Source organism: Wolbachia endosymbiont of Armadillidium vulgare str. wVulC, from assembly GCF_001027565.1.
In the GTDB taxonomy this organism is placed as follows: domain Bacteria; phylum Pseudomonadota; class Alphaproteobacteria; order Rickettsiales; family Anaplasmataceae; genus Wolbachia.
Genome location: NZ_ALWU01000001.1, coordinates 178,113 through 204,237 on the forward strand (window position 1 = coordinate 178,113; position 26,125 = coordinate 204,237).

25 protein-coding genes, 1 tRNA gene and 4 pseudogenes are annotated in these 26,125 nt (G+C 34.1%); 15 read left to right on the forward strand and 15 right to left on the reverse strand.

Features of this window, described 5'->3' with window-relative positions:
• The first annotated feature begins 97 nt into the window (after positions 1-97).
• Together wVul_RS00825 and secD are read left to right on the forward strand one after the other, a co-directional pair.
• Complete coding sequence (locus wVul_RS00825) at positions 98-472, forward strand: hypothetical protein (RefSeq protein ID WP_047758778.1); 375 nt, start codon at positions 98-100, stop codon at positions 470-472.
• Between the two features lie 79 nt (positions 473-551).
• Positions 552-2,057 carry a protein translocase subunit SecD gene (gene secD / locus wVul_RS00830; protein WP_047758779.1) on the forward strand — a complete coding sequence of 502 codons (1,506 nt, stop codon included), beginning with the start codon at positions 552-554 and terminating at the stop codon, positions 2,055-2,057.
• A 627-nt stretch (positions 2,058-2,684) separates the two neighbouring features.
• Here secD and wVul_RS00840 read toward each other — a convergent pair.
• The 3 genes from wVul_RS00840 to wVul_RS08125 form a co-directional block, all read right to left on the reverse strand.
• Positions 2,685-3,461, reverse strand: coding sequence for an enoyl-ACP reductase FabI (locus tag wVul_RS00840; protein WP_047758781.1), 777 nt, complete (start codon positions 3,459-3,461; stop codon positions 2,685-2,687).
• A 441-nt stretch (positions 3,462-3,902) separates the two neighbouring features.
• On the reverse strand, positions 3,903-4,184 hold the full coding sequence (locus wVul_RS08120; protein WP_153295398.1) for a hypothetical protein: 282 nt from the start codon (positions 4,182-4,184) through the stop codon (positions 3,903-3,905).
• Positions 4,181-4,768 carry a hypothetical protein gene (locus tag wVul_RS08125; protein WP_153295400.1) on the reverse strand — a complete coding sequence of 196 codons (588 nt, stop codon included), beginning with the start codon at positions 4,766-4,768 and terminating at the stop codon, positions 4,181-4,183. The genes wVul_RS08120 and wVul_RS08125 overlap by 4 nt, the downstream gene beginning before the upstream one ends.
• Before the next feature lie 274 nt (positions 4,769-5,042).
• Between wVul_RS08125 and wVul_RS00850 the strand changes: the two genes are divergently transcribed.
• Positions 5,043-5,303: a hypothetical protein gene (locus wVul_RS00850; protein WP_047758782.1), complete on the forward strand. Its 261-nt coding sequence runs from the start codon at positions 5,043-5,045 to the stop codon at positions 5,301-5,303.
• A gap of 513 nt (positions 5,304-5,816) precedes the next feature.
• Here the strand turns inward: wVul_RS00850 and odhB are convergent.
• Complete coding sequence (odhB, locus tag wVul_RS00855; RefSeq protein WP_047758783.1) at positions 5,817-6,980, reverse strand: 2-oxoglutarate dehydrogenase complex dihydrolipoyllysine-residue succinyltransferase; 1,164 nt, start codon at positions 6,978-6,980, stop codon at positions 5,817-5,819.
• A gap of 278 nt (positions 6,981-7,258) precedes the next feature.
• Between odhB and uppS the strand changes: the two genes are divergently transcribed.
• On the forward strand, positions 7,259-7,954 hold the full coding sequence (gene uppS, locus wVul_RS00860) for a polyprenyl diphosphate synthase (RefSeq protein WP_047758784.1): 696 nt from the start codon (positions 7,259-7,261) through the stop codon (positions 7,952-7,954).
• Positions 7,944-8,570, forward strand: coding sequence for a phosphatidate cytidylyltransferase (locus tag wVul_RS00865; RefSeq protein WP_047758785.1), 627 nt, complete (start codon positions 7,944-7,946; stop codon positions 8,568-8,570). Before uppS ends, wVul_RS00865 begins: the two co-directional genes overlap by 11 nt.
• A gap of 15 nt (positions 8,571-8,585) precedes the next feature.
• Here the strand turns inward: wVul_RS00865 and wVul_RS00870 are convergent, their stop codons facing one another.
• Together wVul_RS00870 and coaD are read right to left on the reverse strand one after the other, a co-directional pair.
• Positions 8,586-8,795 (reverse strand): zinc-finger domain-containing protein, encoded by a 210-nt coding sequence (locus wVul_RS00870; protein WP_047758786.1) that lies wholly within the window; start codon positions 8,793-8,795, stop codon positions 8,586-8,588.
• A 74-nt stretch (positions 8,796-8,869) separates the two neighbouring features.
• Entirely contained in the window at positions 8,870-9,373 is a 504-nt protein-coding gene (coaD, locus tag wVul_RS00875; protein WP_047758787.1) for a pantetheine-phosphate adenylyltransferase, read from the reverse strand.
• A gap of 74 nt (positions 9,374-9,447) precedes the next feature.
• Here coaD and wVul_RS00880 point away from each other — a divergent pair.
• Positions 9,448-9,520 (forward strand) — tRNA-Phe (locus wVul_RS00880).
• A 90-nt stretch (positions 9,521-9,610) separates the two neighbouring features.
• Positions 9,611-10,624 carry a gamma-glutamyl-gamma-aminobutyrate hydrolase family protein gene (locus wVul_RS00885; RefSeq protein WP_047759067.1) on the forward strand — a complete coding sequence of 338 codons (1,014 nt, stop codon included), beginning with the start codon at positions 9,611-9,613 and terminating at the stop codon, positions 10,622-10,624.
• 251 nt (positions 10,625-10,875) lie between these two features.
• On the opposite strand, the gene ubiH is transcribed toward wVul_RS00885, so the two are convergent.
• Entirely contained in the window at positions 10,876-12,024 is a 1,149-nt protein-coding gene (ubiH, locus tag wVul_RS00890) for a 2-octaprenyl-6-methoxyphenyl hydroxylase (RefSeq protein ID WP_047758788.1), read from the reverse strand.
• Between the two features lie 158 nt (positions 12,025-12,182).
• On the opposite strand from ubiH, the gene wVul_RS00895 reads away from it, so the two are divergent.
• Positions 12,183-12,818 (forward strand): hypothetical protein, encoded by a 636-nt coding sequence (locus wVul_RS00895; protein WP_047758789.1) that lies wholly within the window; start codon positions 12,183-12,185, stop codon positions 12,816-12,818.
• Positions 12,819-13,150: 332 nt separating this feature from the next.
• Here wVul_RS00895 and wVul_RS00900 read toward each other — a convergent pair.
• Positions 13,151-14,073: pseudogene (locus tag wVul_RS00900) on the reverse strand (IS110 family RNA-guided transposase); the annotation flags it as partial.
• Here wVul_RS00900 and wVul_RS00905 point away from each other — a divergent pair.
• The gene (locus wVul_RS00905; RefSeq protein ID WP_047758790.1) at positions 14,067-14,345 is read left to right on the forward strand and encodes a hypothetical protein; all 279 of its coding nucleotides are present in this window, start codon (positions 14,067-14,069) and stop codon (positions 14,343-14,345) included. The pseudogene wVul_RS00900 and the gene wVul_RS00905 sit on opposite strands and share 7 nt — an antisense overlap.
• Before the next feature lie 130 nt (positions 14,346-14,475).
• Here the strand turns inward: wVul_RS00905 and wVul_RS08135 are convergent.
• From wVul_RS08135 to wVul_RS00925, 3 genes and pseudogenes are all read right to left on the reverse strand, one after another.
• Positions 14,476-15,578, reverse strand: a pseudogene (locus wVul_RS08135) (IS256 family transposase).
• Positions 15,579-15,634: 56 nt separating this feature from the next.
• Positions 15,635-16,351 carry a reverse transcriptase N-terminal domain-containing protein gene (locus tag wVul_RS00920; protein ID WP_202966468.1) on the reverse strand — a complete coding sequence of 239 codons (717 nt, stop codon included), beginning with the start codon at positions 16,349-16,351 and terminating at the stop codon, positions 15,635-15,637.
• Positions 16,352-16,558: 207 nt separating this feature from the next.
• On the reverse strand, positions 16,559-16,756 hold the full coding sequence (locus wVul_RS00925; protein WP_047758791.1) for a hypothetical protein: 198 nt from the start codon (positions 16,754-16,756) through the stop codon (positions 16,559-16,561).
• A gap of 77 nt (positions 16,757-16,833) precedes the next feature.
• Between wVul_RS00925 and wVul_RS10395 the strand changes: the two are divergent.
• Positions 16,834-16,950, forward strand: a pseudogene (locus tag wVul_RS10395) (hypothetical protein); the annotation flags it as partial.
• A 312-nt stretch (positions 16,951-17,262) separates the two neighbouring features.
• Positions 17,263-18,134, forward strand: a pseudogene (locus wVul_RS10400) (transposase).
• Between the two features lie 550 nt (positions 18,135-18,684).
• On the opposite strand, the gene wVul_RS08155 reads toward wVul_RS10400, so the two are convergent.
• Positions 18,685-19,950 carry an IS4 family transposase gene (locus wVul_RS08155; protein ID WP_153295402.1) on the reverse strand — a complete coding sequence of 422 codons (1,266 nt, stop codon included), beginning with the start codon at positions 19,948-19,950 and terminating at the stop codon, positions 18,685-18,687.
• Positions 19,951-20,064: 114 nt separating this feature from the next.
• Between wVul_RS08155 and wVul_RS09420 the strand changes: the two genes are divergently transcribed.
• Positions 20,065-20,235, forward strand: a complete 171-nt coding sequence (locus tag wVul_RS09420) for a hypothetical protein (RefSeq protein WP_153295404.1) — start codon at positions 20,065-20,067, stop codon at positions 20,233-20,235.
• Positions 20,236-20,281: 46 nt separating this feature from the next.
• Here wVul_RS09420 and tmk read toward each other — a convergent pair whose 3' ends face one another.
• Positions 20,282-20,875, reverse strand: coding sequence for a dTMP kinase (gene tmk / locus wVul_RS00950; RefSeq protein WP_047758793.1), 594 nt, complete (start codon positions 20,873-20,875; stop codon positions 20,282-20,284).
• Positions 20,876-20,979: 104 nt separating this feature from the next.
• Here tmk and wVul_RS00955 point away from each other — a divergent pair, with 104 nt between their 5' ends.
• The 3 genes from wVul_RS00955 (at position 20,980) to wVul_RS00965 (ending at position 24,526) form a co-directional block, all read left to right on the forward strand.
• Positions 20,980-21,552 carry a thioredoxin family protein gene (locus wVul_RS00955; protein WP_047758794.1) on the forward strand — a complete coding sequence of 191 codons (573 nt, stop codon included), beginning with the start codon at positions 20,980-20,982 and terminating at the stop codon, positions 21,550-21,552.
• Between the two features lie 5 nt (positions 21,553-21,557).
• The gene (locus wVul_RS00960; protein ID WP_047758795.1) at positions 21,558-23,270 is read left to right on the forward strand and encodes a monovalent cation:proton antiporter-2 (CPA2) family protein; all 1,713 of its coding nucleotides are present in this window, start codon (positions 21,558-21,560) and stop codon (positions 23,268-23,270) included.
• A gap of 92 nt (positions 23,271-23,362) precedes the next feature.
• Positions 23,363-24,526 (forward strand): aspartate kinase, encoded by a 1,164-nt coding sequence (locus wVul_RS00965; protein WP_047758796.1) that lies wholly within the window; start codon positions 23,363-23,365, stop codon positions 24,524-24,526.
• A gap of 3 nt (positions 24,527-24,529) precedes the next feature.
• Here wVul_RS00965 and recF read toward each other — a convergent pair whose 3' ends face one another.
• Both recF and bcp read right to left on the reverse strand, forming a co-directional pair.
• Complete coding sequence (gene recF, locus wVul_RS00970; RefSeq protein ID WP_047758797.1) at positions 24,530-25,609, reverse strand: DNA replication/repair protein RecF; 1,080 nt, start codon at positions 25,607-25,609, stop codon at positions 24,530-24,532.
• Between the two features lie 8 nt (positions 25,610-25,617).
• Entirely contained in the window at positions 25,618-26,085 is a 468-nt protein-coding gene (bcp, locus tag wVul_RS00975; RefSeq protein ID WP_047759071.1) for a thioredoxin-dependent thiol peroxidase, read from the reverse strand.
• Positions 26,086-26,125: the final 40 nt, after the last annotated feature.

Genomic DNA, 26,125 nt, shown 5'->3' on the forward strand with positions numbered 1-26,125 from the left:
TATATTCTATGCCTATTTTTTATTATCTCCAATTTAGTTATTGAACATTTTGTAGTTAGCTCTTAGTATCACGCGCGTTAGTAATTGAGGAGTTTATATGTTTGATATTTTAAAAGATTCTAATGGCAGATTTAATAAAAAAAATGCTTTACCCCTTTTCAGTTTCACTGTCGCTAGTGTTCTAACAGCATTAAGTACAGCAGTAGCAATTCCCAGTTTTTTCTCTCATCCTTCTCTATCTAATCATCTCAATTGGGAAGGTCCAAGTTATAGTGAATTTCTTACTACTCACATACCAACTACTATAGTTACTTTTTCAATACTTGGTTTATGCATTTACCTTCCGATTGATAGTATTAGAAGAAATAAACAAATAGAGAATCTTAAAGCTAATTCTGAACCTAATTCATACATTTATAACATTTCAGTAAATAATGTTTCAGAAGAGCAAATTGCAGACCGTCAATTATAGTTAAGTAGTCTTAATCTTTTTTAGGTACTTGTGATTAGCAACTATTCGGTTTACAATGCACCTAGTATAGTTTAAATTTATGTTAAGCAAGCTCATAGTTAAATCTCTTTCGGTATTACTAATTTTTTTGCTATCTTTATACATAATACTGCCAAATTTCTTTGATAATAAGTTTTTCATCTCAAAAAAGAGAATAAATCTAGGGCTTGATTTGAAAGGTGGATCATCTCTGCTCCTGGACGTAGACTTAGATTTCTACTTTAAAGAAAAATCTAGCATGCTAGCCGATGAGATAAAAGAAGGTCTGTTAACGCAAAGTAGCATAAAAAACGATAAACAAATAGTTGTAACTTTAAGTAATATTGATGATTACAAAAAAGTTTCAACGTTAATCCACAAAATAAACCCAAACTTAGAGCTGAGTAGAAAGGATGCTTCAATTCTCATTTCATATAAACCGAATTATAAGAATTCATTAATCAATGAAGTAGTTTCTGAATCGATAATTAATGTCCAAAGGCGATTAGATAAGCTTGGTACTAAGGAAGTAAGTGTACAAAAACAAGGACAGAATAAGATATTAGTCCAAGTTCCTGGAGTAGAAGACACTCAGCAGATAAAATCTCTTCTTGGCAAAACAGCTAAGCTAGCTTTCCATTTTGCAAACACTAACGTAGCAAAGTTGCAAGATATAGACTATGAAACTACGGTTATGCTCAAGGATTCTTTGGGTAATTCCTATCCAATATTCCGCAAGACTGAAATAGGCGGTGATTCATTGGTCAATGCATCAGTTAGATTCAGCAATTTAGGTAAACCAACAGTACATTTTAAATTTGACAGCGTAGCGAGTAAAAGATTTGCGAAAATCACTAAAGAAAATGTAGGAAAGCCTTTTGCAATTGTTCTAGATAACACAGTCTTAACTGTACCAACGATACGTGAACCAATTCTAAATGGAGAGGGAGAAATTAGCGGTAACTTCACTGAAAAACAAGCGAGCGAACTTGCAATACTTTTAAAATCTGGTGCACTACCTGCACCACTTAAAATAATTGAAGAAAAAAACATTGGTCCAAGCCTTGGAGAAGAGTCAATAAAAGCAGGAAAAAGAGCAGCGATAATTTCAATTATCGCTGTTGCTTTATTTATAATGATTATTTATGGCAAGTTAGGCTTGTTGGCGTCTGTTGCGCTTGCTTTTAATGTAACTTCCATACTACTCATTCTCACCCTACTTGAAGCAACTCTTACTCTCCCTGGAATTGCCGGCATTGCACTAACTGTTGGCATGTCTGTAGATGCAAATGTTTTGATATTTGAACGTATTCGCGAAGAAATAAGAGCAGGAAAAAGAACAGCTCGTGCCATTGAAGAAGGATTCAAAAATGCAATAAAAACAATCCTTGATTCAAACTTCACTACATTAATTGCTGCGGGAATAATGTTTATTATTGGTAGCGGAGCAATTAGAGGGTTTTCTGTCACTTTATCAATAGGAGTCTTATGCTCGATGTTTTCTGCAATTACAGTCACAAAACTCCTGATAGAATTGTGCGTGAACCCGAAGAAGCTAGTACTTTAGTATCTGTTCAGCAGAGTGACAAAATAAGATAGGCAAAAAAATGTAGGAATAAATGGTCAGTGCGTGACACACAGCTGCATGAGCATTATCCGTAAGAAGATGTCATTCGAGTAGCCTTTGTGATGTCATTCCAGTGCTTGACACTGGGATCCAGATTGCAAGTAATTAATTGGAGTATGGGTTTTGCGTTATAGAATGAGGCACTTTTGGTAAAGAAAACTGGATTCCAGCATCAAGTGCTGGAATGACATGGTGAAATGTCATTCCCCTCTCTTGTCATTAGAGTAGCTGACACTGGTTCCTTTATGATGGTGTCATTCCAGTACTTCCTCTCCTGGCATCCAGTCTTTTCGCGTCGTTCCATCAAAAACATTGTAAAGTGTTTACCAACTTAGTGCCTAATCTTGATCTCAGTGTCAGCTACTCTAATGACAAGAAAGGGAGCACTAAAAAGAAATGGGTGTCATTCCAGCACTTGATGCTGGAATCCAGTTTTTCATTCAAGCTCATAAGCTTACCGAATCAGTTTGCTTGTAAATTTTTCTGGATCCCAGACTGGGATGACATTATGGAAGCTGGCATGACAAGAAAAGAAACACTGGTTTCACATGCATCTGCAGTACTTTATTAGTCTACTACTTTCATTCCTACAACATTATACCCTGAATCAACATGCAAAATTTCTCCAGTTGTACCACTGCTTAAATCGCTTAATAAATATAGTGCTGCCTTACCAACATCCTCTATTGTAACATTGCGTCTAAGCGGAGAATTATTTCTATTCCACTCTGATATGAAGTGAAAATCACTTATTCCAGAAGATGCCAAAGTTCTGATTGGACCAGCGGAAATTGCATTCACTCTGATGTTCTGCGGACCAAGATCACATGCTATATATTTTACACTTGCTTCAAGTGCTGCTTTACATAAACCCATAACATTATAATTTGGCATCACTTTTTCAGCACCATAGTAAGATAAAGTAAGTAAACTACCACCATTTAACATCATTTTTTCGGCCCTTTGTGCTAAAGCAGTAAAAGAATAGCACGATATATGCATTGCCTTGGAAAAGTTGTTTAGTGAAGTATTGACATACTTACCATTTAACTCATTTTTATCGGAAAATGCTATTGCATGTGCCAAAAAGTCAAGAGTACCCCACTTTTCCTCTATTTCCTTAAAAGCATTATCTATGATTTCCTCATTTGAAACATCACAGTGCAATATTAGCTCCACATTTAATTCATTCGCTATTGGTAATAATTTTTCTTTTATTGTTTCATTTTGATAAGTGATTGCAAATTCTGCTCCATGCTCTGAAAGAACTTTTGCTATACCATACGCTATCGACCTTTTATTCATTATTCCAGTTATTAACCCTTTTTTGCCCTGCAATACCATAAAATTATTTGCCTTTTTTATAATTTGGAATATTAACTAGGCAAAGTCAATTATGTTTTAACTGTAGCTAACGTATATTAAAAAAAAATTGCTTCCGCATATTTTCAATGTAATTATAATTACAAATAGAGATATTTTAAGAGCTCAAAATCTATCTTTGTCTGCAGACTTTTTAATCAAACTCAATAAAAAATGTATTCTTCAGTGTATACACATATACTTAATCTCTGTCGTATGTGCACTGCATTTTATTTTTTACACAGGAGGATTTTATGTCCAGAATTCCAGATACTTGACCTTTACTTTAGCAAAAATCCACTGGCGCCTATGGTTTTTATAAAGAAAGCACAGAAAATAAAAATACTTTAAAGAATATGAAATAAGGACGCTAAGATATAGGCTGCCTGCAAATGCAAGCAGCTTTCACTTCTTTTTTTATCCTTACTTATTTATTACTTGAGCAGGTTGTGCCACAATCACATTTTCCACACTTTTTGAAGGCTTATGTGAAACCTCTACTATTTCAGAACCTTCTTGTCTTAAATGCGATAATGCTTCATATAGAGGCTTTGCTTCATATTGCCTTCCTACTTTTACCTCTTGGTATGCAGCTAACTGATCCCAAGTGAAACCATTGCTTTCAATAAGCTTTACAGAACCGTCATCACTAATATTGATTTTCATCTTACACTCTTTTCCTTCAACATACCAATTCAAGGTCATATCATTGAACCGTTAGCTACTTCATAAATTCTTGCTCCATGCTCATCAATCTGACAACGTATTCCCCTTGTATGACTTTTATCAGGAAGGCACAGCGTAATTGTTTTTACTTCATACTTTTTACACACATCATTACTTATAAGACCCATCAAATTTACTTCCTTTGTGTTATCATCTAGCACAATTCTTACAACAGGCTTAACACTATTATCTGCGTTTTTACTTTCCTTGAGTTTTATAACACTACTTTTTACATTTTTAGCTATCTCCTCTTTAATCTGCTCAGCAACTTTGCCTGTAATCCCCTTACCATTATACTTATTCCCTTCAGCAGTGTACCTATACATACCCTCACTATTCTTATGAACATGAGGCTTTTGTATTACTTTATTAGTGGTATTAGTAGAAGTATCATTCTGCGCTTTAAAGAACTTCTCCCACTCTTCCTGATTATTAATAACAAGAAACTTCTCAGAAGCTTCTCTTTTTTTCCTTTCTTCAATATCCTCATGCTTAGACGCATAAGCTTCCTTGCAAAAAGAAACTGGATTTACAACTTCAGAATTTTTTGGATTACCTAACATTATATACCTCTCTATAAATATCGTTAACATAAAATGTTTTTAATGAGAGGTCAACAAAAAAAAGCCCTACAAATTTCTGAAAGGGCTCTCAATTAAACTTTATATAGAAATGGTAAAATTACTAATCTTATGTTTAATGTTTTAGATAGCATTTTTCTGAATTTTTCAATAAAGAAAATATATTACTGCTCTGAAAAGTAATTATACTGATTAAAATATAAAATTAGTATTTATATGTTAATATTATATTAAATTTTTAATTAAGGAGTATATTATGAAACAACATGAATATCCAATAAGCTATAGTTCAAAGCAAAAACTTTGGTCTGATGGTGATAGGCCGTCATTACAAAGAGGTTTTTTAAAGGATCTTAAGGATAATTTCAAGGATAATTTGGATCGTGTTACAGGCAAAAACAAAGATCCAGCAGAAAAGTTGGAAGATCAATTAAGCTATAGTCCACAAAAATACCTAATAAAGGATTCAGGTGAACTAATTTTGCATTTAGAAGATAGTATTGGTAATCATCCTTGATGAGAGCGCAAGATTAGAAAATAGTGCAATGAATATCCATAGTGAGGGCGCAAGATTATTCTTTATGCTAAATGATCTAGATCCAATGCATTTTTAACCACAGTAAAAAAAGAAGATACTCAGTATCTTCTTTTTTTTTATACAATTACTTCTATAATTAGCTATTTGAAACTAAGTTTTCGTATTCGTTCAGGCAAGGTAGTTATAAGTAAAAATAGCAGATAGTGTTGTTCAAGTGTCACGCGCACAACTGTACGAACATTCATTTTTGAAGGTAAATTGCATAGCAAATGGTGTCATTCCAGCGCGCGACGCTGGAATCCAGAAAAAAAGAACCAGTGTCAAGCACTGGGATGACACCCTCTTTATTAGGCCTAAATCACAATGTTCGTACAGTAAGCACTGACCATTTTTCGTATAAATTGCCTTTATAAACAAATATCTGTAACAACAATTCCCCCATCTTGAAAATTTCAGAAAAACTTGCCTGCTGCTTTTAACAACTGATATTATTTAAATTTCCAAAACCAATCTATTTAGATCTTCTATGTAATTTTTGATTTTAACAAGGAAAGTAACTGCTCCTTTGCCATCAACTATTCTGTGGTCGTAAGAGAGAGCAATGTACATCATCGGTCTGATTTCAATTGAGTTGCCTACAGCAACTGGCCTATTTTGTATACAGTGCATGCCAAGTATTCCAGATTGCGGAGGGTTTATTATCGGAGTGGAAAGGAGTGAACCGTATACACCACCGTTTGAGATAGTAAATGTTGCACCTTCCATGTCTGACACTTGCAGCTTACTTTCTCGTGCTTTTTTACCAAGGGCAACTAAAGTGAGTTCAATTTCGGCAAATGACATTTGGTCAGCATTTCTAATAACTGGCACAACAAGACCTTTATCAGTGCCAACAGCAACACCTATGTCATAATAATTTTTATATATGATTTCATCACCTGAGATTTCAGCGTTAATCTCATGAATTTCTTTCAGTGCTTGCACTGCTGCCTTTATAAAAAACGACATGAAACCCAATTTTATTCCATATTTCTTTTCGAAAGTTTCTTTATATTTTGCCCTGAGATCCATGACATTTTTCATGTCAATTTCATTGAACGTGGTCAGTATTGCAGCAGTATTTTGCGATGCTTTCAAACGAGCAGCAATTACTTGCCTTATTTTGCTCATTTTCACTCGTTCTTCTCTTCTCTCTCCACTTACTACACTTTTTGGTAGTTCGACCGCAGGTTGTTCAGCCTTATTCATATGATCTATCACATCTGCTTTTGTTATTCTGCCTCCCATGCCAGTTCCTTTTACACTTTCTGCACTGATTGCATTTTCTTCCATAATTTTACGAGCTGACGGAGCGTCTTTTTTAGCAGCGCCTTCGCCTTTATCTTCTTTTTTTACTTCTTCTTTTACCTCTCCTACAGCAAATTTTGCCAGTAATTGATCAGGGCTGATTACATCATCTTCTTTCACAAAAAATTCAGTTATTTGTCCTGAAGCTTCTGCAGGTAATTCTAACGCCGTTTTGTCAGTTTCAATTTCAAAGATCAAGTCATCTACTTTTACTGCTTCGCCAATATTTTTCTTTATTTTGACTATACCTTCCGTGATCGATTCACCACCAAGAGTTTTTGGTGCTCTGACTTCTATAATTTTGCTCATAAAACAACTTCCGTATAAAACTTTCTATAAATTTATACATGAAAAGAAGTGTATAACAAACTAATAAATTCATTAGAAGTACCAAGTTTTTCTGCCACCTATCATCTAAGTAGCTGGTTCAGAAAACTTTATTCATAGAGTAGAGTATAGACTATCAATGATTTTTCAGTAATAATATAGTTTTAGGTTGATGTAGTGAACGCTTCATACAGAGATATAGACGTTAAGTTAATTGATATTGTTAGGATGGGTAAAACCGAATAACAGGTTGAATTCAAATGTTAAATCTAGAATCTCTGCCAAAACATCTAGCAATTATTATGGATGGTAATGGTAGGTGGGCAAACAATCAAGGAAGGATAAAAATTGATGGTTATAGAAAAGGCAGTGAGGTTGCATGTGATATTGCTAAGCATTGCACAATCTTGACCATACCTTACTTAACTTTGTATGCATTTTCCATGGAAAATTGGCTCAGACCTAAAAACGAAACTAACTGCCTATTTGATTTATTTTATTCCGTTTTAACCAATGAAGATAAAATCAATTTCATTTACAATCATAACATTAAACTGAATTTTATTGGCAATTTAAGTCTATTGCCCAGTAAAATATTCGATCAAATTAAAAAGGCAGAAGAAGTGACACATAAGAACGATGGCCTATTACTTACTGTTGCAGTTAGTTATGGAGCAAAGCAAGAAATTATACATGCTATCAACAACATCATAAAAGGAAATATCGATTGCGTATTGGAAGACGAATTTGAAAAATTTCTGTATACTAAGGATTTGCCAAAATTGGATTTATTAATTCGCACTGGTGGCGAAAAAAGGTTAAGCAACTTTTTATTATGGCAAGCAGCCTATGCTGAATTGTATTTTTGTGATACTTTGTGGCCTGATTTTTCTTGTCAAGATTTGACCAAAGCACTAGAAGATTATACAAAAAGAGAGAAAAAATATGGTAGATAATAACTTTATGGTTAGAATATTGTCCTCAATAGTAATATTACTCATATTTTCTTTTGCTACATATTTCAGTGATTTATCATTTTATCTACTAATTTTTTCAATCGCAGTTTTATCTTCTTTTGAATGGTATAACCTAACTCAGGGCAATAGAATCTTATACATTTTCGCATTACTATTAATTGCATTACCAAATGCCTCGTTAATATACCTCTATAGCTTACCACAGGGAAAATATGTACTAATATGGCTCGTCTTAACTATTTGGAGTATCGACATTGCTGCCTATTTTTTCGGCAAAAATTTTGGTAAAACTAGAATTTGTCCAATCATTAGCCCAGGCAAAACTTGGTTAGGGCTTTTTGGTGCAGTTTTAGCTGGAGTAGTGTGTACAATTTTTGGCTCAATATTTTTGAGTTTATTTCCAATTCTTTATTCTCCAATAATTGGCTTTACAATTGCTATTCTAGCCCAACTTGGAGATTTTACTGAGTCACTCATCAAAAGAATTTACAATGTTAAAGATAGTGGAGGTATAATACCTGGTCATGGGGGAGTACTTGACCGTATGGATAGCTTCATTTTTACTGCCCCTCTCATTGCTATTTACATAAGCTAAAAAAATGAAGTACTATTAAATTTGGGTTCTTTTCTTTTCACTCACTGCTTTCACTTCAATAGATTGAAATTCTTCGAAGTTTACTATTTCATTCATTGGCTTATTACAATAAGGACAACACATTTCTCCTTCTTTATGTAAATATACTACTGGATGACCAGAACCATCATCATTCTCATCACCACGGCAGCAAACTATTAAATTATTATCCCTCACTTCTGACATGTCGCTCCTTTAGTTTATAGTATTTTATACATTGAACATACTCGTTTGAAAATAAAAAAGACAACGGATATTTATTATCCATCTTTTACCCTATTTAGGTTAATCAATTCATTTTCTACACTTTTTGATACAAACTTGCTAACATCTCCTCCTAATCTCGCTATTTCCTTTACAAAACTTGATGAGATAAATTGAGTATCCTCAGACGCAGGAAGAAATATAGTTTCAATTTCAGGAGAGAGTTTGTAGTTTACCCAACTCATTTGAAACTCATAATCAAAATCTGATACTGCTCTGAGCCCTCTGATAATAACAGAGGCATTCTGCTCTTTGGCAAACTTCATTAATAACCCATTGAAAGATATGACATTTGCATCAATCCCTAGTCCTTTCACTTCATTTTCAGCCATGCTTGTGCGCAGATTTATGTCAAAAGCAGTATGCTTATTAACATTTTCTGCAACACTGATTACTAACTTATCGACTAGCTTACATGCTCTTTTTATTATGTCAAGATGCCCAAAGGTTATAGGATCAAATGTACCAGGGTAGATTCCTATTTTGTTATTAGTGTTCATTTTTTGTTTCTATACTTCAAAAACTTTTGATGGACATGATAACGTTTTTTATCTAAAAATGAAAGTACGTAGTTGGCCTGATAGCTCAGTTGGTAGAGCAAAGGACTGAAAATCCTTGTGTCGCTGGTTCGATTCCTGCTCAGGCCACATTCTTTTTCTTATCAAATTTACCTTTTTATTGCAAAATATTCTATAATATGTTATGATATTGATATAAGTGTTAAGAAGTTAAACTATATGTATAAATGTTATAGCAAAGTGTTTAATATCCTATTAATTATAGTTCTATTATTAAGCAATATTACTTATGCTGGCGTTAGTGAAAAACCGGCATCAACTGCCTTGACGGCAGAAAATAGAGTAAATGATGACATAGTTGTTGGTTTGTTAAAAACGGAAGAAGAGACATACCCGCATGAGCTTGGGCTATCTCAAAGTGTCTACGAGATGCTTAATAATTTTAGAGTTAAAATTGTACTGATTGATTATAATGAAATAATTAGCCTTAAAAAAATTCAGACAGAGTCACTTAATCTCGCAAAACAAGATGAAACATTGGCAAAAAAGTTAACATTAGACCGAATAAAAGTTAAAGTTGCAAAGTTTATTAAAGAACACAAAATAAATAGAATATTCATTCCAGGAAATTACTACAATTTACACTCCGAACCTTTTCCTCCTACTCCTTGTCGCCAGCTTGTTACTGAAGCAATTGTAAAAATAATTGATGATAACCCTGCAATTCATTTACTTGGCATATGTGGTGGTTTGCAAGGCATAATGAATGCAAAGGGAATTGAAGTAGTGAGTGTGGCAAATCTTGTGAGTGATGAAGAGAAGCGAAGATCTCATTTAAAATCAGCACCTAATCCACAGAAAGAGGATGTACCTCTCCAGCAGATAAAGATCGTTCCCAACAGTCGTTTAGCCGAAGTGGTTGCTAGATTTTTATCACCTGACGAAAATGGTTGGTTTTCAACATGTTTTCCAGATGCTCACTCGGGAGCAGTGAGCAATACACCAGAAAATAGAAGAAAATTGGAGTTACTTGGATATAAAGTTACAGCATTTTCGAGTGATGGGGTAATAGAGGCTATTGAAGATAAGCATGGTAATATTTACTTTCAAAGTCATCCAGAAGCCCTTGTTGTGAAGTCAGATAAAAACCTCTATCTATCAAATCACAAGGAACGTCAGGTTTCAACATTAGTTGCTATAGCAATTATAAATGATTTTCTTTATCGCGCTTAATGCTAAAATAAGGAAAATCATTTAATGTCATGCACTGGCATGACAGAAGAGGAAGTACTGGAAAGAAATGGGTGTCATTCCAGCGCGTGACGCTGGAATCCAGATTTATTTAAAGTTAAGTTTTCTGGATCCCAGTGTCTAGGCACTGGGATGACAAGAAAAGGCTACTTGAATGACAAGAGAGGAAGTACTGGTATGACACTTTTGGTGGAACACACATAACTGTACAAACATTGTGATACAACAGTAGTTTACATAAATCCCATAGCGTGCCGAATGAAACGTTTTTTAAGAAAATCTGAATTTTCAACTACCATTAAACCAAATGCTCTAGCGCAAAATATTCTATTGGAAAATATCCTATTTAGCCCATCAGTTGCAAGTGCCATGGTAAAATTATCAAAGTATCTGTCACGTGAAATTTTTTTCAATAGGTAATGACTGCCAACGTCAATACCAGAGACTTTTGCAGTAGTTATTTGTCTTATAACACTCTCTACATCTCTCATTCCAAGATTAAGTCCTTGACCTGCAACTGGATGGATTGAATGTGCTGCATCGCCAATAAGCAAAATTCTGCTTTTATATAACTTTCTCGCAAAAGTAAAACTCAAAGGGTAAGATCTTCTTTCACTCTCTAACTCAATTTCTCCCAAATAAGAACCAAATCTTTTTTTGAGCTCTATGATAAATTCCTTTTCGGATAAGCTCATTAGCATTTTTGAAATTTCGTATTTTTCTGTCCAAACTATTGAAGAAGTATAGCCACCTTTCATTGGCAAAATTGCAAATGGACCACCAGGAAAAAACCGCTCTACAGCTAAGTTTTGGTGATGCAATTCATGCTTTACATTAAATACTATACTATTTTGTTTATAATCAAATTTTATCATTGGTATAGAAAACAACTTTGGCAACTTAGAGTTTTTACCTTCAGCGCAGATAAATAGCGATGATATCAATTGCTGATCATTATCAAGAGCAACCTCCACGTATCCTTCGTCACAAGCAATTGTTTTATAGGAACGTGGAGAATATATATTGAGTTTATGCAAAAAATTATTATTGATTGCATTCCATATAATAGCATTGTTGATTACATAACCCATTGGTTCTTCACCGACCATTTTATGGTCATAGTGCACAGTAAATGGGCTATCTCCATCTAATATGCATATATCAAGTATTGGTTCAGTTTCACCCTCTAAGAACTGCCAGATCCCTAATTTTTCCAATATCTTTTTTGATCCTTGAGAAATGGCAAATGCTCGATTGTCATTAACTGTACGTGGTAGACTATTTTTTTCAATTACGGCTACAGATACAGAATCATTACTGAGGCCAATAGCAGTAATAAGACCAATCAGCCCACCACCTGAAATGATTACATCGTAATTCATTTTATTTACCTAAAATTATATTTTATTCGTTTTGAAAACAGTTTAAATAAACTTTGTAGACACTGAACTTCTTATTACTACCTTAGGATACCTAACATTAGTAACAAAGTATTAATTATTTTGTGCTAAAGATTTTGTTTTATTAAAGGAACCAATTTATGACTACAGATTGCACAAAAGAATTGTCAAATTGCATTAGCAAATATAGAGAAGAGCTTGGAGAAAACAAAGCAGCAATTAAACAAACTGTAACTCGCGATAAAATCAATATAAGCGATTACTTTTATAAGGGTGATAAAACCTGCAACGAAGAAATATTTAATGTAGGAGGCGAGTGTTATGGTACAAAATATGGTGGGAAACAAAAATATACATATGATGAGTGGAAGCAAAAAATTGAAAAACCTCATGCTAAAGATTTGCTAAAAATGTTACAAAACGAAGTAAAAGATAAAATATTAAAGAGTTTTGAGGATTATAAAAAGTATCATGAAAATGCTACTGAAGCTATAAAAAAAGAATTAGACATAGATTCGAAATTAAAGGCAATACTCAGGGAAAAGCAACAACCAGAAACTGATGAAACTCGAGCATATTATGATGTTATACGAAGTTTATATGAAAATGGAGACATGCACTCTCAATTAAAGTGCAATGATCTTGATTGTTTTAACAGAACAATGGAGGATAATTTATCCCAAAAACAATCTGAATTAACTAATATAAAGAATAACTTTTTGGATAATACGCAAAATATTTTTCAACATATTCAAGTTGAAGATAGTCTTTTATAGAGTAAAGAGTGAAATAAGATTATACTGTTTTTCAAATAAAATTTTCTTAAGTTGTAGATTGTTTTTTACAGCTAAGGTAGCTGCCACCACTTGAAATATTTTATTCACCTAAAACTACATTCTACCCATTTTGAAGGGAATGTTCAAAAAAAGCATAGGCGTCAAGTTAAGGAAAAGTGGAATAAGAAAGATACCGTCTTGCTAGTCAACAAAAAAATTACTCAAGCTGTATCATAAAATCAAAAAATACTTCTGATTGTGTAACAGTACACAGATTACAGTTAGTGAATATGTTGAATGGATTGGAAGCATTTTTTGATTTTAAACTACAGTCAACATCCTAGTCTGTAATTCTTGATATGATTTGGATCAAAAGCACTTTTGGATGTCAGGATACCGAAAATGATATGGAGTAGCTTACGCTCCCACAATTGCCATATTATGCTTACCCTTCTTCTTTAGTCTTTGGCAAAAACTCACAATGATAGGATTGTGATTCTTGGCTACTATGGCAGGAAAGAAAAGGGCCTTACGTAATGTTTGTGAACCTGATTTACTTAATCTTGGTTTAGAATGTACAGATGAACCTGATGTTATATTTTTCGGTATAACTCCTGTATATGCTGCCAATTGCCTGGCATCTCTAAAAGCTTTTATGTCAGGGATTTCAGCTAAAATAGCTATTGCTGATTCCTCTCCTATTCCTGGAATAGTCAATAGAAGCTGAAAATTTTCCAACAATTCTTTGTGCTGCTTTAATAGTTTGCGTATGGAGTTTTTTATTATTTCTATTTTTTTAACTATATTCGTTGCAAGATCCTCCCAAGCATTTGCAACTTCTTTAGGCAGTCTCTCTTTTTTTTCTAGGTGGTTATTTACTAATTCTTTTAACGCAACTGAGCAACGATAAAGATGTTTTAATTTTTTCATTTCAGAAGAAGGTGGTGTCCAACGAGTTGGTTCCTGTCTTTGGCAATAATCAGCAATAATTTCTGCATCAGTCTGATCATTCTTTTGTCTTACGAGCTTACTCCTTGTATAAGATTTAATACAATAAGGATTTACAACACTAACAAAATGTCCAGCATTGTGCAGAAATTCAGCCAAAGCTTCGCTATAACAACCACATGCATGCCTTTACTTCTTCCACATTATGCTTTTGTAGAAAACTCAGCAGACCTTGAAACCCAAGATCATCGTTCTTAAAGCTCCTTTTCCTAGTTTCACGCTTTTCTTTTTTACTTATGAATGAAAGAAAAAATAGAAAGTCCCGATCTTATATGCACACGTCAATGTAGATCACCATCCAAAAAAGCATGCGAAAACAAATGCCAAGATTACTGCATTAAGTATGAATTAGAAAAAGCAGAACGCGATTTAGATAATCTAAAAGATCCAGATAATTTAAGTGAGAAAGATCGGCAAGACCTTGACAAGTATCTAAAGTGTTTAGAAGATAATAATGATAATTTTGAATACTGTCTTACTCTTTTTGAGGGTCAATCCAGTTCAGATTATCTATTTTAAAAAGCTTCTCGTTAAGTAACACTTTAATGAGAACGTAAAGTTATTGTCTATCGCAGATGAAATGTAAGATCAAGAGTTCATGTATTTTTAATCTGTGGGAGTGTTAAATAAACTGTGTCAAACTGCATTTTTAATTCAACTCAATTTTCAATCTGTTGGGAAAGAAAATGTCGAGCTGAGATATAGTCAATGCCCAATCATGTACAGGCATAGTCCATTTCTCCTCCGCTTTCTTTATAGCACAATATACCTGTTTATACAAGGCATTTATGCTAGTAAATGAGCCCTTGGTTTTGGTGAATTTCCTAATTTGCCTATGTAGCCCCTCTATGGGATTAGTAGTATAGATTATCCTCCTAACTGGGTCGGAATACTTAAAATAACCAGATAGGTTTTCCCAATTATTCTGCCAAGATTATAGGGTACTTTGTGCCCCATTTTTCATCTAATTCCAACAGATAATTCTCGGCAATTTCCTTACTTGAAGCTTTTCTTTAAATCACTCAAAAAACTCTTTACTAGCTACATACTTCAGTGAGTTACGTATCTGATGCACTATACACATTCTGCATTAGGGAACACACCGTTTATTGCTGCAGGAAAGCTTTTTAGCCCATCTACACATGCAATTAGAATATCTTCCACTCCTCTCTCTTTGAGATCATTTAGTACTCCCAACCAGAACTTCACTTTCAGCTAAATAAAACTTCTTTTCTGCCATTTTGCTAATATATTATACATACATTTACTTACACAACTCCTTAAAAAACCATGAAAACTATCGGATATACAGACTGCAGCGGACGACTACGCCATTCGTTGATTACTGTTTGTCAGTAATACTTGATATCTCTGCCGCCGATATTTTGTGATCGTAAATTTCCTCAATATGTGACGCTATATCTCCATGCCACTGGCAAATGTGCTTAAGACCTTTGCTTCAAGTTCTGTTGTTTGTCTTTTTCTAACTATTTGGGGTTCAAAGCTTCCTTCCCTGTCTCTAGGTGTTAACAACTCAAATGAGTTGTACGTAAAGTTTTTCCCATTTCTTCGATTATTTTCTTCGCTTTCACCAGACAAGTGGTGTTCTATTTCACCTTCCAGACTTGCCTCAAGCAGCTTTTTTATAAACGGTGTCATCTCTTCCTGTTAGCGGTCTTCCTTCTCGTATAGACGACAGGTTTCTAATTCTTTATAATCTACCAATCCGGTAGTTTTATTTACTTGACTCATGTCAAACCTCCGTTTTTTTATATCAATTATATTTTTATTTCTTGGTTTGACACAGTTTATTTAACACTCCCAAATTGGAATACTTTTCCTTCCATAATGCCAGCTTTTAACCATCCTCTTATAATCTTTACTATAGTTGGTGTGGTATGAAGCTTTTCCAATAACACCTTATGGTCAATATTGTCAAAGCATCCAGATATATCTGCATCCAAGACAAATGCCATTTTTCTTTTTAGTGCATCAAATATAGCTCTTATAGAATCGTGACAAGATCTACCAGGTCTAAAACCATAAGTGTTAGGCTCAAATTTTGCCTCCCATTCAGGTTCTAAAGCCATTTTTACAAGTGTTTGTTTTGCTCGATCTGCTATTGTAGGTATTCCAAGAGGACGATATTCTGTTGGTTTAACAGATTTTGGAATCCAAACACGTCTTGATGGTTTTGCTTTTTCCCTTATATTTAAAGAGTTTGCTAATTGCAATCTTTCTTTTTGCTTAAGGCTAGCTTTTCCATCAATACCTGCTGTCTTTCTTCCTCTATTATCCTGAGTTACCCTTCTAACAGCAAGCATCCTTGCACTTGTTGATTTGAGTAATAGTCTCTGAAGATTGTGCATCCTTTTGACATCATTACATTTAGAAGCTTGGTAAATTCGTTTTTGCAGCTTAAATGAAGATTGTTCTAACTTACGCCAGGGAATTTCATTCCATTCATACCTAACTTTTTGTTGGTTCATAACATATTTACTACTACTTACAACTTTATCTTCCAAATTATAGTGTCTACGTCAGCATATCCTGAATATTATTTCAGGCATTAGCTTCTTAGACAATCCTTCCATCATAAAGCTTGCGGTTTGGCTACCTTCTCAAGAGAGCAAATATGATGGTTACCCTGTTCTACATTCTTGTTTCACGCCGCACTTAGTCTCCACCGAAGATTAAGAACATCAAAACTAGACATCTACTATTCTAATTCCTTAAATTATCTCATACCATTTTGGTCTATGCGTGTTCAACCTTTTTTCGCATATTCCGCGTAACGACAGTTCTAACATAGGTTTCTTTCGTAACCTTATGCAGCTTTGCTCGAAGGGATTCACCATAAGGTTTGGTGTTACCTCCTTTTGTCCCATGCTTGCATCCCAAAAGTTGCCACCTCTCAGAATGTGGGCCATGCTTTACCCCTGATGTCTGGGGAGATGGAATTTAACCATCACAACAATGCAACTTCAGGTCGCACGTAGATGATGCGATAGTACACTGTAAAACTCGTAAGCAGGCAGAATTTATGAAAGTAATGATCGAAGAAAGATTGGCTAAGTGTAAACTGAAGTTACATCCTGAAAAGACACACATTGTGTACAGTAAGGATGATGATAGGAGAGAAGAATTTCCTACACAGAGCTTTGATTTTCTGGGCTATACTTTTAGACCTAGAATAGCAAAGAATAAGATGAGGAATTATTTCGTCTCATTTCTACCAGCAATTTGCAACAAAGCTAAGAAGAAGATCAAGAAAACCATAAAGTCATGGAGAATACATCGGATTACGTGGATAACATTAGAAAATATCGAAGAAAATAGATCCAATAGGGCTTTGTTGCATCACTCAAGAGAAAAGAACTGGCAGTTACTGACGAAATTCACTATAAAACAGGCATTTAACCTACGAAAGAAAAATATGCCAACTAAAATGAAGATCAGTAACTGCCATGAATATAACAGATTTCTGCAAGAAAGAGGAAATATTTTTCATTTTATTAATGGAAAATTGGTACGAAAATAGCCCCAAAATGCGAGGTGGAAATTATATTTATAGTAATAAAGTTGTGATTTTAGTGCATATAGTCGCTAGTCTCTTTAGAATTGGCTTAAGACAAACGGTAGGGTTTATAAAAGGATATTTGCAGCAAGTAGGAAAGGGCTTAGCAGTCATTAGCTATTCGCAGGCTTCAAGAAGGTTTAAAAAGCTCAATATTAAGATCAATGATTGCAGAGTTGATAAAAACAATATGGAAGATATTGCAATTGCCATAGACAGCACAAATTTATAATAACACCCCTGGCTACAGTAAGGAAAATAGGAAAGTATCGCAGTTATAAACAGGTAAGATGTAATATTGAGTATAAATAGTAAAAAAGCTATAGCTGCACAATATAGCAATGGTCAACCATTACGGTACTTGCTGACTTGATTTCAGCATGCTAAAAAGCATTATATGCAGACAGAGCCTATGATAGGCGCAAGCTTTATAAATTGTATATGATATAAAGACAAAAATTTTACCGAAAAATCGTGCAGCGGAGCATACAAAATTGGACTATATGGCTGAAAGGAATGCTGCCATTAGATTATGTGGTAAAGAAGGTGTGAAAGAGTGGAAAAAGGAAGCAATTTATGGGAAAAGGTCATATATTGAAGGATTTTTCTCAAGCAAATATTTGTTTAGAAATAGATCTGAAGTAAATCGAGAAAAAGAGTTGCTAATAAAATGTTACTTACTCAATAAATTTACTGATATTGGCATGGCTAAGTTTGAGGTAGTTTCATGAATTTATTATGCTTTACCCACTATCCGATAAGCGATGCAACAAAGCCATCCAATAGTCAGAGGCTGGCTATGGCAGGTTTTATAAATCGGAGATGTATACATCTCTCAGAAATATAGAAAGATACCTCGTAAGATGGGTCAGGACAAAATATGAGAAACTTCGGGATCATGGAAGGCTAGCAAAGCAATTTCTAGGAAAAGTGAGAAAGAGGTCTCCAAATATTTTCTATCATTGGACACTTGGGTTAGGATCAAAAGGCTAAATAATGGGAGCTGTATAAACCGAGAGGTTTCCGTACAGTTCTGCAAGAGACTGGTGGGGAAGTTCCCACTGCCATTAAGTTAAGGAAGGAATGGTCAAAAACTGAACTAAAAAGTTAGAAACAACTAAGGATTTATGGCAAATACTAAAACAAAATAGAGTAGACTTTAAAGCAGATAAACTCTGAAGTGTAAATCACTTAAGAAATAGTTGATTTAGGAGTCATTTTACAGGAGCTATGGCGATAAGCTATCCAGTTATTATCAGAAGATATAAGTACTGTCTTTGGTCAAAACACATGCTTCCTAGCTCTTTTTTGGTAGTTCAGTGAACGAGTATCAGTTACTTTATTACGGTCAACTTTTCTTCCTTTTCTCACCACTAGAGTGTTCATCAAAAATAACTTTGATAATCGATCCATGATGCAGTCTGTGTCTGACTCTGTAGAAAAAATATCGAAAGCCAAGTTTTTTATTGCATTAAATGAGACAGATTTATTGATGCTTTTCTCAGACTTGCCATTGGCTAGGCCTGCGTTCAATGTCTCTTCTATATCTTCTGTCATAATACTTTCTAAGTTGCTAATAAAGATAGTTGACCAAAAATCCTGCTTTATGGTTTCAACACTTTTACCTGTAAAATTTTCTAAACCTAACCTTCCTTTGAGCTTGGAAAAAAATGTTTCTACTCCCCAACGTAAATAGTATAATTCCCCAAATTCTTCAGCTTTAAACTGCTGTTCGTCTAATAACGATGTAGCTAACACTTCAATCTCACTAGAATGAAGAACTATTTTGACTAATCGAAACTTTATTTTATCAGGTAATCCTAACTTTCTTAGCTGTCTCGCTATTTTGACAGATGCAGTTGACACTACTATCGTATCAGATGGACTTTCTGGCTTAAACATAGCATTAATTTCATTAAATGACGAATATGGACAGCGAATTATGTAATTAATGCCTCTTTGTGCAAGCTCAGCAAAAAACCGATAAGAAACATATCCCCTATCACAGATCAGCAAATCATTAGATTTCACGCTGCCAAGCATATCAATAGCTAAGGCAACTTCATAACTGTTACTTCTGCCAAGTACTGATTTTATTGCGACATTGTTTAGTACATCGTAACATACTTCAAAGGTTGTACTTGTGTAATCTCCGAGCTCTTTTTTGGTATAATTTCTTATTGGTCTTGAGCCAAATTCATTTATCACCTCGCTACTTTTTGGCAGGATGAGTATAGAAGCATCAAATGCAAGCATTCTGAAACCATGGTAGGTTTTAAATTCCTTATCTTGGTAGTATAGAGAAACTATATCATCGTTTAGCTCTGAAAACGCAGTATGCTTTAGCTTTTTCCTTGCTTGAGTAAATGCACTCGCCGTAATTGTATAATCCTTTCTTGTATGTAGAATAAACTCATTAAGCATTACTTGTAATGATTTTACACTCTTTCTAAAGATCAGAAGAAATACATTAACGAAAGGCAACTTTCTTTTTCGTGAGAAATCTTTCGAGGATGCTTTGTGAGTGTTTATAAAATTTAAACTCATCAATTTATTTTTTATAAATGTGATTATTCTTTTTTTTACTCATATTATTACTTCTTTTGACTCACGGATCTTACTTGATTTTATAATACAGTCCATCTCTTTTTCCTTAACTTAATGGCAGTGGTGAAGTTCCGCCGGTCTACTCTCCAGCTAATTAATCTTGCAAGAACATATAGAACAATAAGTGAAAAACCTAAAGATGAAATACAAAATTTTTTAGCTAATCAAAAAGAGAATCTTTCATGTGAAATAACGTTACCTAAAATTGATAATTTTTTACCATAGGTTAACACAGTAACTGTTTAAATTAGCAAAAGTTCAATAAGTATAGCTAAGTCTTTGCAATATCAATAATTTCATTGTGTACGTGATTATCACTTTTTGTTTCAATTCCAGTAATAACACTGCACCTATTGGGTTCTTTTACAGCTATTTCTTGAAATCCTTTTCGAACTTTATTATAAAAATCAACGTTCATCTCTTCGTATTTATTTTTATCCTTTGCTCTGCTGAGCCCAACTTGAACATCAATATCTAGAATAAATGTGACATCTGGATATTTAATTTCTACTAATTTGTGTAAGTTTTTTATTAGCCTTAAGTCAACACCGAGCCCATATCCTTGATACGCAATAGTTGAGTCGATAAATCGATCACAAATAACTGTCTTTCCTTCTTTAAGAGCTGGTAGTATTAATTTTTTCATATGTTCATATCTCATTGAAATAAGTAATAAAAGTTCAGAGATGGGATCAATATTATCCTTAAGTAGTAATCCTCTTATTTTTTCTGCAAAATCAGTACCACCTGGTTCTCGAGTCAATACCACATTACTTTCACCGCGAATTTGCTTGAAATAATTTGCAAGTAACTCAGACTGTGTTGTTTTACCAGAACCATCTATTCCTTCGAAGGTTATGAACATAAGTTTTATAATTACAACGCTAAATGCAAACAGTATACATAGAAACCATTTGACATTTAAGCAATAAGATCATAAGTTATATAAAGTAAAATACTCTATAAGCTATGGTTGCACTGAATACTCCTGGGGTAGATTTTGGTTTTACTGCAAAGGATTTCAATCTCTTGGGAGTGGATAACAAATATTATACATTAAGTGACTGCTGTGGGAAAAATGGTCTTATTGTAATGTTTATATGCAATCACTGTCCTTACGTCCAATCAATTATTAGCAATCTAGTAAGCGATGTTAATTTATTGGAAAAAGATTATCAGGTAAATACAGTTGCAATAATGCCAAATGATGTGAATGAGTACCCAGAAGACTCCTTTGAAAACATGATTAATTTTGCCAAGGAAAATAAGTTTACATTTCCATATTTGATTGACAGTAACCAAGAAGTAGCTAAAGAGTATGGTGCTATTTGTACCCCTGATTTTTTTGGCTTTAATTCCAACCTAACCCTCTGCTATCGTGGACGTTTTAACAACACAAAAAAAGAGAAAGTTCAAAATTACGAAATAGGAAGTAGTGATTTATTTCAAGCCATGAAATTTATTGCAGAAACTAGCAATCCTCCAGTTGACCAAAAATCAAGTATTGGTTGCTCAATTAAATGGTCTAATTCTACAGGGTAAATATCATGCACAGTGGCTCTCAGCATTTGTTTGATATTATAATTTTACTCTCTGCTGCTGTATTCATAGTCATAGCATTTTGGAAAATGAATATCAGCCCGGTGCTTGGTTACTTTGTTGCAGGCGCATTGATTGGTTCTCATGGATTTAACCTGATACATTCAGCTGAAGTAATGGATAATTTTGCAGAATTTGGCGTAGTTTTCCTATTATTCATTATAGGTCTTGAATTGACATTTGAACGTCTTATTGCCATGCGTATGCATGTGTTCGGGTTTGGTTCCCTTCAAGTTATAGTTACCATGATAGCAATATGGTGCATTGCTCTCGCCTTTGGAGTGAGTACAAACATGGCAGCAATTATTGGTGGCGGACTCGCACTATCCTCAACAGCAATAGTGTTGCAGGTTCTGCAAGAAAAGGGTTCTCAAGCAAGCCAAGTTGGTAGATTGTCAGTAGCAGTGCTACTAATGCAAGACTTTGCAGTGGTACCTCTGATAGTACTAGTGCCTCTCCTTACTGGCAATTCTGAGCACAGCTTAATAAGTTCGTTAACAGGCTCATTAGTGCAAGCAGCTATTGCATTAGTGTTGATATTTGTAACTGGTAGGTTATTACTGAGGCCCTTATTTTCGGTTATTGCCAAAATGGATAGTAATGAAGTCTTTATATCAACAACACTTCTCATAATATTAGGATCAGCGTTTATTACTGAGCAATTTCATTTATCGATGGCATTAGGTGCATTTGTTGCTGGGTTGCTAGTTGCAGAAACAGAACACAGGCATTCAGTAGAACATGCGGTATTACCATTTAAAGACTTGTTTCTTGGCTTATTTTTTATGACCGTTGGCATGTCTATTGATATTGATCTTTTACTCAATAAGTTACCGCTCGTTACTTTATTATCAATTATTCTTATCGTTTTAAAGACGTCCATTATATATACATTGTGTAGATTTTTTGGGTTTAGAAGTGCGCCTGCAATACAAGCTGGGTTACTGCTTGCCCAAGGCGGTGAATTTGCATTTATCTTATTCCGTTTAGCAGATGAGTTAGATGTACTACCAAGTGAAATCGCTCAAGTACTTATGATGGTAACTACAGTAACTATGGCTTTTACTCCTCTTTTATCAGGAATTGGAGACTGGATAGCAAATTCATTTAGCACTGAAAAAGTAATACTAGACGATGAAGCAATTGAAACAGACACACAAGACCTTTATAACCACGTAATAGTTGCTGGGTTTGGTAGAGTGGGATATATGGTAACAAAAATGCTTACTGCAGAGCACTTAAGTTATGTTGTTGTAGATATTCAATCAAAAATAGTGAAAGAAGGAAAAAATGACAGTTTTCCTATATATCTTGGAGATGCTACAAGACATGAAATTTTAAAATCAGTTGGAATAGAAAGAGCCCAAGCTCTTGTGGTTTCAATAAAGAACGAAGTTACTATAAAGAAAATAGTTTCTCTAGTTGCAGCAAACTTCCCGCATGTAAATATTATAATACGTTTACCAGATTTGAATAATGTGGAGATTTATAAAGATCTGGGGGCTAGTAAAATTATTCCCGAGACGTCTGAAATTGGATTGCAGCTAGGTGGAGCAGCATTAAGTTTAAGTGGAATTAGCGAAAGTGGAGTTACATCTTTAAAAGGTAAATTTAGAAAAGGTAACTACAGTATGTTAAAGGACCTTGATAAAGATGAATAGTCCTCTATCACTTTAATTAGTGACCAGAAAAAACACATTTAATTAAACAACTATACTCTCTAGAAAGGTAAAAAATTGACCTTATTATAACTATGAACAAAATAATCATAAAAAAATTTGGTGGGACTTCGCTAACTGACTTAAATCGAGTTGCAAACCTGATAAAAAACGATATTGAGAAAGGTTGTAATGTAATCGCTGTTGTATCTGCTGCTGCAGGATTCACTGACCAAATGGCTTTTCAAGCTAGGCAAATTTCAAATTTAAATTGTAGACAAAAGTTATCAGAGTATGATGTCCTACTTTCAGCAGGAGAACAAATCTCTTGCGGATTATTAGCTATCACTCTTCAATCTATCGGAGTTAATGCTAAATCATGGCTCGCCTGGCAGTTACCAATTGTAACGGATAATTTTTATTCTGAATCTAAAATAAAAACAATAAAAATCGACCATGTGAAAAGATCTTTTGCTGAGGGTTATACGGCTGCAATCATTGCTGGTTTTCAGGGTATACATGGTAATAGAATCACTACTTTTGGCAGAGGAGGGTCTGACATATCAGCAATTGCCTTTGCGGTAGCCTTTGGTATTAGAACTTGTGAAATTTTTACTGATATTGACGGAATATATACAGCAGACCCAAAAATTGTTCCAAGGGCACGCAAGCTTAAATCTATCTCTTACAATGAAATATTGGAAATGTCATCATCTGGTGCTAAAATATTACATAATCGTTCAGTACAACTTGCAATGAAGCATAATATTAAGATGCAAGTGCTATCTACTTTTAAGAAAGTCGAAGGTACTACAGTACTCCACGAAAAGGATGTATTGGAAAAATACTTAATTACTGGAATAACTTATAGCACTAACGAAGCTCTTGTAACTTTTACTAACTTTGCAAATACCCTGAGTACTTTAAGAGATATGGCAGGAGTAAATATTAAAATTGGCATGATAAATGGATCAAGTTTTGCTATCTCTAAATTTGATATTGATTTAATGAAGAAGTTCCTGAATAAGAGTGAAAGTTATGCTATAAACGATAATGTGGCTAAAATTTCAATAATTGGTATTGGTGTTATGTCTGTGATGTACCGCACACTCAAGGTTTTAAGCGAAAAGAAGATAGAAATACTTGCTATCACAACGTCTGAAACCAAGATCAGTATAGTTGTTCAAAAAAAACACGCTGAGGCTTTAATTAGAGATTTACATACTGAATATGAGCTTGATGTATATCAGCACGCTTGAAATTTATTTACTTGATAATTCAAAAAACTTGAAAGAGCAAAGGTAGTTATTGAAATTATCTTGATTTACATCGGTTATCCAAGTTTGACATTGAATGCTTAACACTTCCTCTATTAACGCTTTTCTGTAATATTTATCTAGATGAGACATTATATCGTCAAGCAGAAGAAGTGGTGCCTTATTGTAATGAATACACCTTGCTTTTACACTGGATAAGATGATAGAAAGCAGTAATAGCTTTTGCTCTCCAGTAGAACAAAGATTTATTGGCATGTCCACTTTTTGGCAAAAAACCCGGAAATTATCGTTATGCACAGAAAAGGTTGCTCTACCAGTTAATGAGTCTTTTTCTCTGTTTTCCTTTAAACGATTCTGAAAATATTCTGCAGTATCGTCCAAAGTTAGCTGGCTGCTGAATTTTAAACTTGCCTTCGGAAAAAACTCACAGGAATGGTTATCAATTGTGCTCTGTAGTATTTTTAAAACAGACAATCGCATACGTAAAATATCAACTGCATTGGTAGCCATTACGTTTTCAAGACTAGAGAGCCAATTTTCATCCAAGATATTCTCTCTCAATAATTCACTTCGTTCACGTTTAGCTTTTCTATATTTCATGTAGCAATAGGTGTAATTTTCTTCAAACAGTGAGACGATACGGTCTAAAAATTTTAACCTATCACTTGGAGAACTAAGAAGAATATAGTCCATTTGTGGAATTAACCATATTACATTGGATATTCTATACAGAGATGAATAACTTGATTGTATTTTCCTATCAATTTGTATTAGTTTCTTATTAAGATTCTTTCCTATACCAATTGAGTTAAGCTCTGCTCCATTAAAAAAGTCATAGTGCACTGCCCAATCTTCATTACTGAATCTATTTTGCATCTCACTGATTTTTGCTTTTTTCATTCCGTTGCTTTTAGCAAGCAATGAGATTGCTTCAAGTATATTAGTTTTTCCAATACCATTTTTGCCAGTTATTACAACTGGTCTATCATCTAAATCCAGTTCAAAGTTTGAATGACTACGAAAGTTATATAATTTCAGTTTTTTTATATAGCAATGGGTAGTCATTCTTTAATTTATATTCTCCTTACTTCTTCTAGAACCTCATCAACATGTCCACTAATTTTTACATTTTTCCAGATCTTCACTACTTTACCTTTTTTATCTATTAAAAAAGTAGTACGCTCTATTCCCATATACTTCTTGCCAAACATACTTTTCTCTACCCAAATGCCATATTTTCCCAACATTTCAGCGTTTTCATCAGAAACTAAAGAGAACGGCAGAGAATATTTTGCTTTGAAGTTAGCGTGGCACTTAACGCTATCTTTTGATGCACCAATTATCACTGTGTCAAGAGAAGAGAAATCTTCTATTTTGTCTCTAAAGCCTTTTGCCTCCATTGTACAGCCCGGAGTATCATCTTTAGGATAAAAATAAAGGACTACATTTTTTTTATCAAAAAATTCACTCAACGATAAAATCTCACCAGAATCTGTTGGCAAGCTAAAATCAGGTGCATTATTTCCTACTGTTAATTCCATACTTTGCTCCATTAATAACACTTTTATGGTACTATAGTAT

Coding starts and splice junctions, on each gene's coding strand:
- wVul_RS08125 (WP_153295400.1), bottom strand. CDS start 4,768: ATGTTAGGTAATCCAAAAAATTCTGAAGTTGTAAATCCAGTTTCTTTT.
- wVul_RS08155 (WP_153295402.1), bottom strand. CDS start 19,950: ATGAGTTTAAATTTTATAAACACTCACAAAGCATCCTCGAAAGATTTC.
- wVul_RS00865 (WP_047758785.1), top strand. CDS start 7,944: ATGGTAGATAATAACTTTATGGTTAGAATATTGTCCTCAATAGTAATA.
- uppS (WP_047758784.1), top strand. CDS start 7,259: ATGTTAAATCTAGAATCTCTGCCAAAACATCTAGCAATTATTATGGAT.
- tmk (WP_047758793.1), bottom strand. CDS start 20,875: ATGTTCATAACCTTCGAAGGAATAGATGGTTCTGGTAAAACAACACAG.
- wVul_RS00965 (WP_047758796.1), top strand. CDS start 23,363: ATGAACAAAATAATCATAAAAAAATTTGGTGGGACTTCGCTAACTGAC.
- wVul_RS00885 (WP_047759067.1), top strand. CDS start 9,611: ATGTATAAATGTTATAGCAAAGTGTTTAATATCCTATTAATTATAGTT.
- bcp (WP_047759071.1), bottom strand. CDS start 26,085: ATGGAATTAACAGTAGGAAATAATGCACCTGATTTTAGCTTGCCAACA.
- wVul_RS00955 (WP_047758794.1), top strand. CDS start 20,980: ATGGTTGCACTGAATACTCCTGGGGTAGATTTTGGTTTTACTGCAAAG.
- wVul_RS00925 (WP_047758791.1), bottom strand. CDS start 16,756: ATGGCCCACATTCTGAGAGGTGGCAACTTTTGGGATGCAAGCATGGGA.
- ubiH (WP_047758788.1), bottom strand. CDS start 12,024: ATGAATTACGATGTAATCATTTCAGGTGGTGGGCTGATTGGTCTTATT.
- coaD (WP_047758787.1), bottom strand. CDS start 9,373: ATGAACACTAATAACAAAATAGGAATCTACCCTGGTACATTTGATCCT.
- wVul_RS00840 (WP_047758781.1), bottom strand. CDS start 3,461: ATGGTATTGCAGGGCAAAAAAGGGTTAATAACTGGAATAATGAATAAA.
- wVul_RS00895 (WP_047758789.1), top strand. CDS start 12,183: ATGACTACAGATTGCACAAAAGAATTGTCAAATTGCATTAGCAAATAT.
- wVul_RS00825 (WP_047758778.1), top strand. CDS start 98: ATGTTTGATATTTTAAAAGATTCTAATGGCAGATTTAATAAAAAAAAT.
- wVul_RS08120 (WP_153295398.1), bottom strand. CDS start 4,184: ATGACCTTGAATTGGTATGTTGAAGGAAAAGAGTGTAAGATGAAAATC.
- recF (WP_047758797.1), bottom strand. CDS start 25,609: ATGACTACCCATTGCTATATAAAAAAACTGAAATTATATAACTTTCGT.
- wVul_RS00850 (WP_047758782.1), top strand. CDS start 5,043: ATGAAACAACATGAATATCCAATAAGCTATAGTTCAAAGCAAAAACTT.
- wVul_RS09420 (WP_153295404.1), top strand. CDS start 20,065: ATGGCAGTGGTGAAGTTCCGCCGGTCTACTCTCCAGCTAATTAATCTT.
- wVul_RS00960 (WP_047758795.1), top strand. CDS start 21,558: ATGCACAGTGGCTCTCAGCATTTGTTTGATATTATAATTTTACTCTCT.
- wVul_RS00905 (WP_047758790.1), top strand. CDS start 14,067: ATGAAAGAAAAAATAGAAAGTCCCGATCTTATATGCACACGTCAATGT.
- wVul_RS00870 (WP_047758786.1), bottom strand. CDS start 8,795: ATGTCAGAAGTGAGGGATAATAATTTAATAGTTTGCTGCCGTGGTGAT.
- secD (WP_047758779.1), top strand. CDS start 552: ATGTTAAGCAAGCTCATAGTTAAATCTCTTTCGGTATTACTAATTTTT.
- odhB (WP_047758783.1), bottom strand. CDS start 6,980: ATGAGCAAAATTATAGAAGTCAGAGCACCAAAAACTCTTGGTGGTGAA.